The 13308-nt window shown below is 65.6% G+C and carries 13 protein-coding genes; 2 read left to right on the top strand and 11 right to left on the bottom strand.

Annotated elements, in window-relative coordinates:
- Nucleotides 1–70: 70 nt before the first annotated feature.
- Entirely contained in the window at nt 71–1903 is a 1833-nt protein-coding gene (gene glmS, locus G7079_RS02815) for a glutamine--fructose-6-phosphate transaminase (isomerizing) (protein ID WP_166055352.1), read from the bottom strand.
- Nucleotides 1904–1978: 75 nt separating this feature from the next.
- Nucleotides 1979–3352: a bifunctional UDP-N-acetylglucosamine diphosphorylase/glucosamine-1-phosphate N-acetyltransferase GlmU gene (glmU, locus tag G7079_RS02810; RefSeq protein ID WP_166055350.1), complete on the bottom strand. Its 1374-nt coding sequence runs from the start codon at nt 3350–3352 to the stop codon at nt 1979–1981.
- A gap of 99 nt (nt 3353–3451) precedes the next feature.
- Between glmU and G7079_RS02805 the strand changes: the two genes are divergently transcribed.
- Together G7079_RS02805 and G7079_RS02800 are read left to right on the top strand one after the other, a co-directional pair.
- Nucleotides 3452–5446, top strand: a complete 1995-nt coding sequence (locus G7079_RS02805; protein ID WP_166055348.1) for a hypothetical protein — start codon at nt 3452–3454, stop codon at nt 5444–5446.
- Nucleotides 5443–5832 carry a GtrA family protein gene (locus G7079_RS02800; RefSeq protein ID WP_166055346.1) on the top strand — a complete coding sequence of 130 codons (390 nt, stop codon included), beginning with the start codon at nt 5443–5445 and terminating at the stop codon, nt 5830–5832. The genes G7079_RS02805 and G7079_RS02800 overlap by 4 nt, the downstream gene beginning before the upstream one ends.
- Nucleotides 5833–5983: 151 nt before the next feature.
- Here the strand turns inward: G7079_RS02800 and G7079_RS02795 are convergent, their stop codons facing one another.
- The 9 genes from G7079_RS02795 to G7079_RS02755 all read right to left on the bottom strand — a co-directional run bounded on the left by G7079_RS02795 (nt 5984) and on the right by G7079_RS02755 (nt 13183).
- Nucleotides 5984–6409, bottom strand: a complete 426-nt coding sequence (locus G7079_RS02795) for a F0F1 ATP synthase subunit epsilon (protein WP_166055344.1) — start codon at nt 6407–6409, stop codon at nt 5984–5986.
- Between the two features lie 36 nt (nt 6410–6445).
- Entirely contained in the window at nt 6446–7849 is a 1404-nt protein-coding gene (gene atpD, locus G7079_RS02790) for a F0F1 ATP synthase subunit beta (RefSeq protein ID WP_166055342.1), read from the bottom strand.
- Between the two features lie 54 nt (nt 7850–7903).
- Complete coding sequence (gene atpG / locus G7079_RS02785; RefSeq protein WP_166055340.1) at nt 7904–8767, bottom strand: F0F1 ATP synthase subunit gamma; 864 nt, start codon at nt 8765–8767, stop codon at nt 7904–7906.
- A 62-nt stretch (nt 8768–8829) separates the two neighbouring features.
- On the bottom strand, nt 8830–10380 hold the full coding sequence (gene atpA, locus G7079_RS02780; RefSeq protein ID WP_166057816.1) for a F0F1 ATP synthase subunit alpha: 1551 nt from the start codon (nt 10378–10380) through the stop codon (nt 8830–8832).
- A 63-nt stretch (nt 10381–10443) separates the two neighbouring features.
- A complete protein-coding gene (locus G7079_RS02775) occupies nt 10444–10971 on the bottom strand; it encodes a F0F1 ATP synthase subunit delta (RefSeq protein WP_166055338.1) in 528 nt (175 codons plus the stop codon).
- Nucleotides 10972–10981: 10 nt separating this feature from the next.
- Nucleotides 10982–11455 carry a F0F1 ATP synthase subunit B gene (locus G7079_RS02770; RefSeq protein WP_166055336.1) on the bottom strand — a complete coding sequence of 158 codons (474 nt, stop codon included), beginning with the start codon at nt 11453–11455 and terminating at the stop codon, nt 10982–10984.
- Between the two features lie 127 nt (nt 11456–11582).
- Nucleotides 11583–11861 (bottom strand): F0F1 ATP synthase subunit C, encoded by a 279-nt coding sequence (gene atpE, locus G7079_RS02765; protein WP_139716693.1) that lies wholly within the window; start codon nt 11859–11861, stop codon nt 11583–11585.
- Between the two features lie 66 nt (nt 11862–11927).
- Entirely contained in the window at nt 11928–12728 is an 801-nt protein-coding gene (gene atpB / locus G7079_RS02760) for a F0F1 ATP synthase subunit A (RefSeq protein WP_240906260.1), read from the bottom strand.
- Nucleotides 12729–12784: 56 nt separating this feature from the next.
- The gene (locus G7079_RS02755; RefSeq protein WP_166055335.1) at nt 12785–13183 is read right to left on the bottom strand and encodes an ATP synthase subunit I; all 399 of its coding nucleotides are present in this window, start codon (nt 13181–13183) and stop codon (nt 12785–12787) included.
- Between the last annotated feature and the right edge of the window lie 125 nt (nt 13184–13308).

Below are 13308 nucleotides of genomic sequence, written 5' to 3'. Positions count from 1 at the left end.
CTGAACTATTTTGGTTTATATACCAACTTTAATGTCATACCCCAAAAGTGCACGCCGCGCCGCCGCAGCGTTACTCGACGGTCACGCTTTTCGCGAGGTTCCTGGGCTTGTCCACGTCGGTGCCGCGCGCGAGTGCCGTGTGGTAGGCCAGCAGCTGCACGGGGATGGTATGCACCACCGGGCTGAGCGTGCCGATGTGGCGCGGGGTGCGGATCACGTGCACCTGCTCGGACTCGCCGAAGTGGCTGTCGGCATCGGCGAACACGAACATCTCGCCGCCGCGCGCACGCACTTCCTGGATGTTGGATTTCACTTTTTCCAACAACGCATCGTTCGGCGCGATCACCACCACCGGCATCGCCTCGTCCACCAGCGCCAGCGGGCCGTGCTTGAGCTCACCGGCCGGATACGCCTCGGCGTGGATATACGAAATTTCCTTGAGCTTGAGCGCGCCTTCCAGCGCGATCGGGTAATGCCGCCCGCGACCGAGGAACAACGCGTGCTGCTTGGGCGCGAATTTCTCCGCCCACACGGCAACCTGCGGCTCCAGATTGAGTGCGTGCTGCACGCTGCCCGGCAGGTGGCGCAATTCTTCCAGGTACTCGGCTTCCTGCGCATCGTCGATGCGGCCGCGCAGCTTCGCCAGCACGCCGGTCAGCGCGAACAACGCCACCAGCTGAGTGGTGAAGGCCTTGGTCGAGGCCACGCCGATCTCGGCGCCGGCGCGGGTGTAGAACACCAGCTTGCTGGCGCGCGGAATCGCACTTTCCGGCACGTTGCAGATCGACAGCGTCTTGTCCTGGCCCAGCGACTTGGCGTATTTCAGCGCCTCCATCGTGTCCAGGGTTTCGCCGGACTGCGAGATGGTGACGATCAGCTGCTTCGGATTGGCCACGACCTTGCGGTAGCGGTATTCGCTGGCGATGTCGACCGCGCATGGAATGCCGGCGATGTCCTCCAGCCAGTAACGCGCCGTCAACCCCGCGTAATAGCTGGTGCCGCAGGCGAGGATCTGCACGGATTCGACATCGCGCAGCAGATCGGCGGCGTTCGCGCCGAACAACGCCGGGTCGAAACCGCCGGCATCGACGATGCCTTCGATGGTGTCGGCGATGGCGCGCGGCTGTTCGTGGATTTCCTTCTGCATGAAGTGGCGGTACGGGCCCAGCTCCAGCGACGCCAGCGACACGTCGGAGACGTGCACATCGCGTTCGACCGCAGCATCATCGGCATCGAACACGTTCACGCCGGTACGGGTGAGCTCGGCGGTGTCGCCCTCTTCCAGGAAGATCACCCGGCGGGTGGCGCTGACGATTGCGGAGACATCCGAGGCAACGAAGTTCTCGCCTTCGCCCAGGCCCACCAGCAGCGGGCAGCCCATGCGCGCGGCGACCATGGTCGATGGATCGCGCTTGTCGATCACCGCCAGCGCGTAGGCGCCGTCGAGTTCCTTCACCGCCTTCTGCAATGCGCCGAGCAGGCCCAGCCCCTGCGCTCGGTAGTGATGGATCAGGTGGGCGACGACTTCGGTATCGGTCTGCGATTCGAATTCGTAGCCCAGCGCACGCAGGCGCTCGCGCTGCTGTTCGTGGTTCTCGATGATGCCGTTGTGCACCAGCGCCAGTTCGCCATGGCTGATGTGCGGATGCGCGTTGGATTCAGTGACGCCGCCGTGGGTCGCCCAGCGGGTATGGCCGATGCCGAGGGTGGCATTGAAGGTTTCGGCCAGCGCGGCGGATTCCATTTCGGCGACGCGACCGGTGCGGCGGACACGACGCACATCGTCATTCGCGACCACGGCGATGCCGGACGAATCGTAGCCGCGGTATTCCAGCCGCTTCAGGCCATCGACGAGCAACGGGACCACGTCACGGTTGGCGATGGCGCCGACGATTCCACACATGCGCGTTCATCCTCGAGAACAGGCCGCCAGTTTACCGTCCATGCGTGAAGTCAGGAGGTGCCAAGCCGGCTAGGTTCAGGCTTTTGGCTTCTTCACCGGCCGCTGCCAACCCTCCAGCGTGACCTGCTTCGCGCGCGCCACGGTCAACTTGCCGGCCGCTGCATTCTTGGTGAGGGTCGATCCCGCACCGATGGTGGCCGCCGCGCCCACCGTGACCGGTGCCACCAGCGAGGAATTGGAGCCGATGAAGGCGCCGTCCTCGATGGTCGTGGTCGACTTGTTCACGCCATCGTAGTTGCAGGTGATGGTACCGGCACCGATATTGACGCCCGCCCCCACGACCGCATCGCCCAGGTAGCTCAGGTGGTTGGCCTTGCTGCCGACGCCGATCTGCGCATTCTTGGTTTCGACGAAATTGCCGATATGGGCGCCATCGGCCAGCACGGTGCCCGGGCGCAGCCGCGCATATGGGCCGATCATCACCGCACCTTCGGTGCGCGCGCCGTCGATGTCGCAATGCGCGCGCACCTCGGTGCCTACTGCCAGCGACGCGTCCTTGATCCGGCAGAACGGGCCGATACGCACGCCGTCGGCCAGCGAAACCTCGCCTTCGAAGATGACATCGACGTCGATCTCGACATCGCGCCCGACCGTCACCTTGCCGCGGATATCAATGCGCGCCGGATCGGCGAGACGCGCACCATCGACGCACAATGCACGCGCCTGCCGCAGCTGTAGCGCACGCTCGAGCTGAGCCAGCTGCCAGGGATCGTTGGCGCCCTCGGTTTCCAACGGATCGGCCACCACCACGATCTCCGCCGCAGAATATTCGTCCGCTGCTTCGGCGAACACGTCGGTCAGGTAGTACTCGCCCTGCGCGTTGTCGTTGCGCAACTGCACGAGCCAGCGCTTGAGCGCGGTCGAATCCGCGGCGATCACCCCCGTATTGACCAGGTGGATGCGGCGTTGCTCGTCGTTGGCATCCTTGTGTTCGACGATGGCAGCGACACGGCCTTCCGGGTCGCGCAGGATGCGGCCGTAACCGGCGGGATCCGGCAATTCGGCAGCGAGCACCGCCAAGCGGCCAGGCGCATCGAGCAGGCGTTGCAGCGAATGCGACGTGATCAGCGGCACATCGCCATACAGCACCAGCACGCGCACGTCGTCGGGCACGTTCGGCATCGCCTGTTGCACCGCGTGGCCGGTGCCGAGCTGGTGCGCCTGTTCGGCCCAGTGCAGGTCGGCCTGCTCCGCGAATGCGGCGCGCACTGCATCGCCGCCATGCCCATAGACCACGTGGATGCCGGCCGGCTGCAGCGCGCGGGCGGTATCGATCACCTGCGCCAGCATCGGCCTCCCGGCGATCTTCTGCAGCACCTTCGGCACCGCGGATTTCATGCGCTTGCCCTCGCCGGCGGCGAGGATCACGACGTGGAGTGGTGCGGTCATGGCGGATTCCAGTGGCGAATGCCCGGATTCTAGCCGCTGCGCTGCATGCGGCGAGTGCATGCAATTGACGCCGCCGCCGCATGCCCTAGCATTCACTGCATGTCGTTTTCTTCCCGTGCTTCCCGCGAGGCGCCCGCGTTCCTGCTATGGGCCGGCATGGCCGCATGCGCCATCGGCCTGGTCGCGCACCGGATGTGGGAGGCGTTGCCGTTCCCCCGCTTCTTCGAACACGTATTGCTGGCTTTGCTGGCGATGGCGGCGGCATGGCCGTTGCAGCGCTGGCTGGGTTGGCAGCGCGCCGCGGCATTGGCGGCGGTGTGGCTGGCCGCACTCACCGTATTCGCCGGCCCCATGCCGATGCTGGCAGTGGCGTTGCTTGCCGCCGCCGCCATCGCCATCGGCAGCCTGCTGATCGCCGGCCCGATCGCCCTGCCGTTGGGCCTGGCGCTGATCGCCGGCACGCTGGGTTGGTTGCTGCCCTTCCCGATCCATCATCGCGCAGCGTACGCAGTGGCTTGCGTCGGCTTGATTGCCTGGCGGCGTACCGCGATTGTCGACGCCTGTCGCATCGCGTGGCGACAGTTCGATGACACGGCGCGCGCCGCACCGCGCGCGTCCACGGCAGCACTCCTGTTGCTTGGCCTGGCCAGCACCGGTGCGTGGCTGCCGACGATGCAGTACGACGACGTGGCCTACCACCTCGGCCTGCCCTGGCAATTGCAGGACACCGCGCGGTACGCAATGGATCCGACCCTGCAGGTGTGGGCGCTCGCACCCTGGGGTGGCGATGTCCTTCATGGCGTGGCCCAGGTACTGGCGGCTAGCGAGGCGCGTGGCGCGTTGGATGCGTTGTGGCTGGCGATCGCGGCAGGCGCGGTGTTCGCGCTGACGACCGCATTGGGCGGCGACGCCACCCGCCGCTGGTGGGCCGTCGCGTTGCTGGGCAGCCTGCCGATGAGCATGAATCTGGTCGGCGGGATGCAGACCGAATTGCCGGCAATGGCCCTGCTGCCGGCATTGGCCTGGCTGGTGTTGCGTGACGGCGGCACGGCCTCATTGCGTGGCCTATTCGCCGGCGCGGTTCTGTTCGGTGCGCTGTGCGGCCTGAAGACCATGCATGCCGCGGTCGCGTTGCCGCTGCTCGCATGGGCGGCGTGGCGGCATCGCGCGCATATCCGCTGGCGCTGGCTGGTACCGGCTGCGCTGGTCGCAATCGTCATCGGCGGATCGAGCTACTTCTACGCCTGGTCGATCGCTGGCAATCCGTTCCTGCCTCTGCTCAACGCGACCTTCCGCTCGCCGTATTTCGCCACGACCGACTTCAACGATGGCCGCTGGCAAGGCGGCCTGGATGCCGACGTGCTGTGGGACATCAGTTTCGATACCGAACACTATTTCGAGTCGTTCGATGGCGGCTTCGGTTTTGTGCTGGTCGCGTTGGCTGGCGTGTTCGTGCTGGCCTTGCGCAATGTGCGCACGCGGGCACTGGCGATCGTTGCCGGCATCGGCATCTTGCTGCCGCTGCTGCCGTTGCAATATGCGCGTTACCTGCAGCCGGCGCTGGCGCTGGCGATACCCGCACTCGTCGTCGCCTACCCCGCGATACGAGGCGCCACCGCCGCGTTCTGGGCTTTGTGCGTGCTGAACCTGGCCTTCGCCACCAATGCCAATTGGCTGCTGCGCACCGGCGCGTTGAAGCGCGTCATCGTGGCCGGCGGTCACGATGCCCCCTTGTTCGAACGCTATGTGCCCGAGCGCGCATTGGCCGCGCGCTTGCACGATGCCGCCGCCCGCGAAGGCAAGGTCTTGCTGATGCCGGGAACCGGCGTTGCGCTGGCCGAACTCGGCCAACGTGGTCGCAACATGCTGTGGTATTCGCCGCGTTGGCAGGCCGCAGGCATCCGCGCCGATGGCGATGCAAGCGGGGAGGCCTGGACACGATTGCTGCACGACAACCGCATTGCGCACGTCATCCTCAAGCCTAATACGCTGACCGCGGCGCAGCGAGCCGGAATGCAACGCAGCGGCGCGACGCTGGCCGGAACCGCAGGCGATGCGCAATGGTGGCGCATCCCGGACAATGCGCAGCCATGACCCTGCGACGACACGCCACCTCCTACGCCGTCATCGGCATCGTGCAATGGCTGGTCGAGTACGGGCTGATGCTGGTGCTGAGCCAGTGGGTCATGCCGGTGGAGCCGGCGAACGTGATCGGCCGTCTGGCGGGCGCTTGCCTGGGCTTCTGGCTCAACGGCAAATGGACGTTCGCCGGCGACGACACCCACGTCGGGCGGCATGCGGTCGTGCGCTTCATCGCCATGTGGATCGCGCTGACCGTGCTGAACACCTGGATCGTCGCCCACCTGGACGATATGTTCGGCCTGCGCGCAGCGCAGCTGCTCAAGCCGGGTGCGGACTTGCTGACCGGCGGCATCGGCTTCCTGTTGTCGCGGCACTGGGTTTACAAAAAAGCGGCTTGATCGCCGCGGCGAGGGTGCGGGGCATTCGCTACGCGCCTCGAAATGCCGCTGCGCGAACGCCCCGCACCCTCGCCGCCCGAATTTTCATGCGACCTGAAACAAAAACGCCGGCTTTCGCCGGCGTTTTCGATGCAACGATTTGCGTGAAACCTCAGTGCTTGAGGTTCTTGCGCAAACGCTCCAGCGCCTGCAGCTGCGCGGTGACTTCGGCCAGGCGTTGCTGCGCCTCGGCGATTTCCATCGCCTCGCCACGGTGGGCGATGATGCGCTCGGCTTCTTCCTTGGCCGCGCGCACGGCGGCTTCGTCGATGTCCTGCGCACGCACGGCGGTGTCGGCCAGCACGGTCACGACCGTCGGCTGCACCTCGAGGATGCCGCCGGAGATCGCGAAGTCCAGCTTCTCGCCGCCCGGCACGGTCACCACGACCTTGCCCGGCTTGAGGCGGGTGATCAGCGGCGCGTGCTTGGGCGCGATGCCCAGCTCGCCGAGTTCGCCGGTGGCGACGACCAGTTCGGCCTCGCCATGGAAGATCTCGGCTTCGGCGCTGACGATGTCGCAACGGATGGTGGATGCCATCGTGATTCCTTGGTTGCTAGAGGTCGAAGCTGCCGATCAGGCCGCCAGCTTCTTCGCCTTCTCGACGGCTTCGTCGATCGAGCCGACCATGTAGAACGCCTGTTCCGGCAGGTGGTCGTATTCGCCGTCCACGATGCCCTTGAAGCCGCGGATGGTGTCCTTCAGCGACACGTACTTGCCGGGCGAGCCGGTGAACACTTCGGCCACGGTGAACGGCTGGCTGAAGAAGCGCTCGATCTTGCGCGCGCGGGCCACGGCCAGCTTGTCTTCTTCCGACAACTCGTCCATGCCCAGGATCGCGATGATGTCCTTCAGTTCCTTGTACTTCTGCAAGGTCTGCTGGACGCGGCGGGCGGTCTCGTAGTGCTCGTTGCCGATCACGTTCGGGTCCAGCTGGCGGCTGGTCGAATCGAGCGGATCCACCGCCGGGTAGATGCCGAGTGAGGCGATGTTACGGCTCAACACCACGGTCGCGTCCAAGTGGGCGAAGGTGGTCGCCGGCGACGGGTCGGTCAGGTCGTCCGCGGGTACGTACACGGCCTGGATCGAGGTGATCGAACCGGTCTTGGTCGAGGTGATGCGCTCCTGCAGCACGCCCATTTCCTCGGCCAGCGTCGGCTGGTAACCCACCGCCGACGGCATGCGGCCCAGCAGCGCCGACACTTCGGTACCGGCCAGGGTGTAGCGGTAGATGTTGTCCACGAAGAGCAGCACGTCACGACCTTCGTCGCGGAAGTACTCGGCCATGGTCAGGCCAGTCAGCGCCACGCGCAGGCGATTTCCCGGCGGCTCGTTCATCTGGCCGTAGACCATCGCCACCTTGGACTTCTCCGGCTCCTGCACGTTGACGACGCCGGATTCCTGCATCTCGTGGTAGAAGTCGTTGCCTTCGCGGGTGCGCTCACCCACGCCGGCGAACACCGACAGGCCGCTGTGCTCGGTGGCGATGTTGTTGATCAGTTCCATCATGTTGACGGTCTTGCCCACGCCGGCGCCGCCGAACAGGCCGACCTTGCCGCCCTTGGCGAACGGGCACATCAGGTCGATCACCTTGATGCCGGTTTCCAGCAGCTCGGTGGTCGAGGCCTGGTCTTCGTACGACGGCGCCGCACGGTGGATTTCCCAGGTGGTGTCGGCCTTGACTGCACCGGCTTCGTCGATCGGATTGCCCAGCACGTCCATGATGCGGCCGAGGGTGCCCAGGCCAACCGGCACCGAGATCGCACGGCCGGTGTTGTCGGCGATCAGGTTGCGCTTCAGGCCGTCGGTGGAACCCAGCGCGATGCAACGCACCACGCCGTCGCCCAGCTGCTGCTGCACTTCCAGCGTGATGTCGGTGTTCTGCACCTTCAGCGCGTCGTACACCTTCGGCACGCTCTCGCGCGGGAATTCGACGTCGACGACTGCGCCGATGATCTGAACGATCTTGCCCTGGTTCATTGCCTAGCCTCGTAGTAACTCTGTATCTGTAATGGTCAAGCGTTGCGCTGCGGTTTACACCGCGGCGGCACCGCCCACGATTTCCGAAATCTCTTGCGTGATCGCCGCCTGACGCGCCTTGTTGTAGATCAGGTTCAGGGTGTCGATCATCTTGGTGGCGTTGTCGCTCGCGGACTTCATCGCGACCATGCGCGCGGCATGTTCGGAGGCCACGTTCTCCAGCACCGCCTGGTACACCAGCGATTCCACGTAACGGGTCAGCACGTGGTCCAGCACGGACTCCGCGTCCGGCTCGTACAGGTAGTCCCAGTCGTGCTTGGCGACCTGGGTCTCCGCCGCCGGCAGCGGCAGCAACTGGTCGAACATCGCGCGCTGGGTCATGGTGTTGACGAAGTCGTTGTACGACAGGAACACCTTGTCGACCTTGCCCGCGGTGTACGCGTCCAGCATCACCTTGATCACGCCGACCAGCTGCTCGACGTGCGGCACGTCGCCCAGGTGGGTGACCGAGGCCAGCATGTCGACCTTGATCCGGCGGAAGAACACCGAGGCCTTCTGGCCGATGGTGACCACGTCGACTTCGACGCCCTTTTCCTGCCACTGGCGGAACTCGCCCAGCAACTTGCGGAACATGTTGTTGTTCAGACCGCCGGCCAGGCCGCGGTCCGAGGACACGATCACGTAGCCGACGCGCTTGATCTCCGCACGCTCGACCAGGTACGGGTGGCGATACTCGGAATTCGCCTGCGCCAGGTGGCCGATCAGCTGCTTCATCGCCCGTGCGTACGGACGCGAGGCCTTCATCCGGTCCTGCGCCTTGCGGATCTTGGAGGCCGAGACCATTTCGAGCGCGCGCGTCACCTTGCGGGTGTTCTGTACGCTCTTGATCTTGGTTTTGATTTCTCTGCCGCCTGCCATGCTCGTCTCTTCTTCGTGTGTCGACGGCGCGGATCAACGATCCGCGCGGATGCGTCCGGTGCTTACCAGCTACCGGTCGCGACGAAGTCTTCGATGCCCTTCTTGAACGCGGCCTCGATGTCGTCGTTCCAGTCGCCGCTGGCGGCAACCGACTTCATCAGGTCGCCGGCGGTGTTGGCGAAGTGCGCGTGCAGCGCGTCTTCGAACGCACCGATCTTGGCGACCGGCACGCTGTCCATGTAGCCCTTGTCCACCGCGTAGATCGACAGCGCCTGCTCGGCCACCGACATCGGCGCGTACTGCTTCTGCTTCATCAGCTCGGTCACGCGCTGGCCGCGTTCCAGCTGCTTGCGGGTCGCGTCGTCCAGGTCGGAGGCGAACTGCGCGAATGCCGCCAGCTCACGGTACTGCGCCAGCGCGATGCGGATGCCGCCGGACAGCTTCTTCATGATCTTGGTCTGGGCCGCACCACCCACGCGCGACACCGAGATACCGGCGTTCACGGCCGGACGGATGCCGGCGTTGAACAGGTCGGTTTCCAGGAAGATCTGGCCGTCGGTGATCGAGATCACGTTGGTCGGCACGAACGCGGACACGTCGCCGGCCTGGGTTTCGATGATCGGCAGCGCGGTCAGCGAACCGGTCTTGCCCTTCACCGCGCCATTGGTGAACTTCTCCACGTAGTCCTCGGACACGCGAGCGGCGCGTTCCAGCAGGCGGGAGTGCAGGTAGAACACGTCGCCCGGGTAGGCTTCGCGGCCCGGCGGGCGGCGCAGCAGCAGGGAGATCTGGCGGTAGGCCACGGCCTGCTTGGACAGGTCGTCGTAGATGATCAGCGCGTCTTCGCCGCGGTCGCGGAAGTACTCGCCCATGGTGCAGCCGGAGTAGGCGCTGATGTACTGCATCGCAGCCGACTCGGACGCCGAAGCGGCGACCACGGTGGTGTAGGCCATCGCGCCGTGCTCTTCGAGCTTGCGCACGATATTGGCAATCGTCGAGTTCTTCTGGCCGATGGCCACGTACACGCACTTAATGCCGCTGTGCTTCTGGTTGATGATCGCGTCGATGGCGAGCGCGGTCTTGCCGGTCTGGCGGTCGCCGATGATCAGCTCGCGCTGGCCACGGCCGATCGGGATCATGCTGTCGACCGACTTGTAACCGGTCTGCACCGGCTGGCTGACCGACTTGCGCCAGATCACGCCCGGGGCGATGCATTCCACCGGCGCATGGGTCTTGGCTTCGATCGGGCCCTTGCCGTCGATCGCTTCGCCCAGCGCGTTGACCACGCGGCCCAGCAGTTCGGGGCCGGTCGGCACCGACAGGATCTGGCCGGTGGTCTTGGCCACGTCGCCTTCGCGCAGGGTCTCGTAGTCGCCCAGCACCACGGCGCCGACCGAGTCGCGCTCCAGGTTCAGCGCCAGGGCGAAGGTGTTGCCCGGCAGCTCGATCATTTCGCCCTGCATCACGTCGGCCAGGCCGTGGATGCGCACGATGCCGTCGGACACCGAGGTCACGGTACCTTCGTTGCGCGCTTCGGCGGAAAGCTTGACCTTCTCGATGCGGGTCTTGATCAGTTCGCTGATTTCGGACGGGTTGAGCGTGGTGGTGGCCATCTTGGTTTCCTTGGTGCCGGCGTTGCCGCCGACCGGATTCAATAAAAAGTTTCTACGAACGAATTAGTGCGAAAGCGCCGTTTCGAGGCGGCCCAGCTTGCCCTTGACCGAGCCGTCGATCACGACGTCGCCGGCATCGATCACCGCGCCGCCGATCAGGCCGGCATCGACCGAGGTCTCGATCTCGACCTCACGGCCGAAACGCTTCTTCAGCGCGGCCTTGATGGTCTCGAGTTCGCTGGCCGGCAGGGCCACGGCGGAGGTGATCTTCGCCTTGACCACGCGTTCGGCTTCGAAACGCAGCTCGTCGTACAGGCCGGCGATTTCCGGCAGCAGCGACAGGCGGCGATTCTCGAACAGCAGGCCGAGGAAGTTGCCGAACAACTCGTTCGCGCCTTCCGGGGCGAGCAAGGTGGCGGCATCCGCCTGGGTCAGCTTCGGGTTGCCGAGCAAGTCCGCGACCTGCGGGTCGGCGGCCACCCGCGCGGCGAACGCGAGCGCGTCCGACCATGCGGGCAGCGCACCGGCATCGCGCGCCAACGAAAACGCGGCGCGGGCGTAGGGGCGTGCGAGGGTCAGGGCCTGGCTCATCGTCCGGTCCTTACAGCTGCGCGGCCAGCTCGTCGATCAGTGCCTTCTGGTCGTTGGCATTGATCTCGCGCTTCAGCAGCTTCTCGGCACCGGACACGGCGAGCAGGGACACCTGCTTGCGCAGGTCTTCCTTGGCGCGGTTGGCGGCAGCGATGATCTCGGCCTCGGCCAGCGCACGCTGGCGGTTGCCCTCGGCGATCGCATCGGCCTTGGCCGCGTCGATCAGCTGGTTGGCGCGCTGGTGGGCCTGGTCGATGATCTCGTTGGCCTTGCTGCGCGCGGCCTTGAGCTCTTCGTTGACCTTGTCCTGCGCCTGCGCCAGGTTCTTCTGCGCGTTGTCCGCCGCGGCCAGGCCTTCGGCGATCTTCTGCTGGCGTTCTTCGATCGCCGACATCAGCGGCGGCCAGATGAACTTGACGGTGAACCAGATCAGGATCGCGAACGTGATCATCTGGCCCAGCAATGTCATGAAGGTCGGATTCATGTCGTACCTTGCGATTCGAACGCGCCCGTCAGGACGAGGCGTTCAAGACTGCGCCACGGCGGCATGCCGCGGCACGATGGAACCGATGCGCGCGACACCCGTCGCGCGCATCGCAACGCGGTACCGCTTAGGCGCCGGTGGCGGCCTGGACGGCGGCCAGCAGCGGGTTCGCGAACGCGAACATCATCGCCACGCCGACGCCGATCAGGAACGCCGCGTCGATCAGGCCGGCGAGCAGGAACATGCGGCCCTGCAGCATCGGGACCAGTTCCGGCTGGCGGGCAGCGGATTCAAGGAACTTCGAGCCCATGACGCCGATGCCGAGGGCGGCGCCGAGCGCACCCAGGCCGACGATGATGCCGATGGCGACGGCGGTGAAGGCCTGGACGTTGGCAAGTGCTTCCATGGTGGATCTCCGGTTTTCTGACTAGCTGTGAAAAGTGATGGAACGAAGGAAAGGGTGGAACGTGGATCAGTGGTGCTCGTGCGCCATCGCGAGGTACACGACGGTCAGCACCATGAAGATGAAGGCCTGCAGCAGGATGATCAGGATGTGGAAGATCGCCCACACCGAGTTGGCGATCACGCCGAACGGGAAGGTGATCCACGACATGAACAGGCCTGCGATCAGCATGAACACCAGCTCGCCGGCGTACATGTTGCCGAACAGTCGCATGCCCAGGCTGACCGGCTTGGACAGGTACTCGACCAGGTTCAGGAACAGGTTCGGGATCGCCAGCACGGTCTTGGCGAAAGCGCCCTCGGCGTGGAACGGCGCGGTGAACAGCTCCTTGGTGAAGCCCCAGCCGCCCTTGGCCTTGATCGAATAGAAGATGATGAGGAAGAACACGGTGATCGACATCGCGAACGTGGTGTTCACGTCGGCGGTCGGCACCCAGCGCAGGTAGGTGTGGTGCGCGGCTTCCGGGCCTGCGACCGCGGTGACCACGCCTGCCGGCAGGTCGAGCGGCAGCAAGTCCATGGCGTTCATGAAGAACACCCAGACGAAGATGGTCAGCGCCAGCGGCGCGATGAAGCGACGGTCGCCATGGAAGGTGTCCTTGACCTGGGAGTCGACGAACTCGACCACCAGTTCCACGAAGGCCTGCGGCTTGGACGGCACGCCGGCGGTCGCCTTGCGCGCCTGCGTCCACAGCAGGAAGCAGCCCAGCAGGCCCAGCAGCAGCGCAACGACCCACGAGTCGAAATGCAGCTTCTGGCCCGCAACGTAGACCACGTTGTGGGTCAGGTGGTGGACGATGTAGCCGGTCAGGCCGCCACCGCTCTCGCCGCCTTCCGGTTCCAGCACTTTCAGCAAGCCTTCCAAGATCACGCCGTCGTCCTCGTCGTACTACGCTTTGCCGCTGCAGATTTCATCGAAACCACGAATGCCGCTGCGGCCATCGCCGCCCCGGCCAGCACCGGCACCGCCGGCAACTGCCATACCGCCATCGCCAGATACAGGCCCAAGGCGACGACCAACCATTTCACCGCCGTGCCCAGCAGCAGCCGGCCCAGTGCCGTACCGGCACCGACCACGCCACCGCCGAACGCCCCCCAAGCCGCCGCAAGGCTGCCCAGGGTCATCGCCCCGCCCCCGGCCAGCGCCGCCAAAGAGGCGCGCGGCCCGATCATCAGGCAGACCAAGGCTGTCAGCAGCGTGGCAGCGGCCTGGAAGGCCACCACCCGCAGCGCCAGCCGCCGGCCCGCGGCAGCGGAATTCAGCACGCGGAAAACCCAAGGCGTCGATGACGGTGCCGCAGGACGTGAAAACCCTCCTGCGAAGCCGCAAAAGTATAGCAGGCGTGAAAATGCCGGGGCAACCGCCGAAAGACTTCTGGCAGGGCCGAAAC

Source organism: Thermomonas sp. HDW16 (assembly GCF_011302915.1).
Taxonomy (GTDB): Bacteria; Pseudomonadota; Gammaproteobacteria; order Xanthomonadales; family Xanthomonadaceae; genus Thermomonas.
This window is presented reverse-complemented; position numbering and strand designations above follow the sequence as displayed.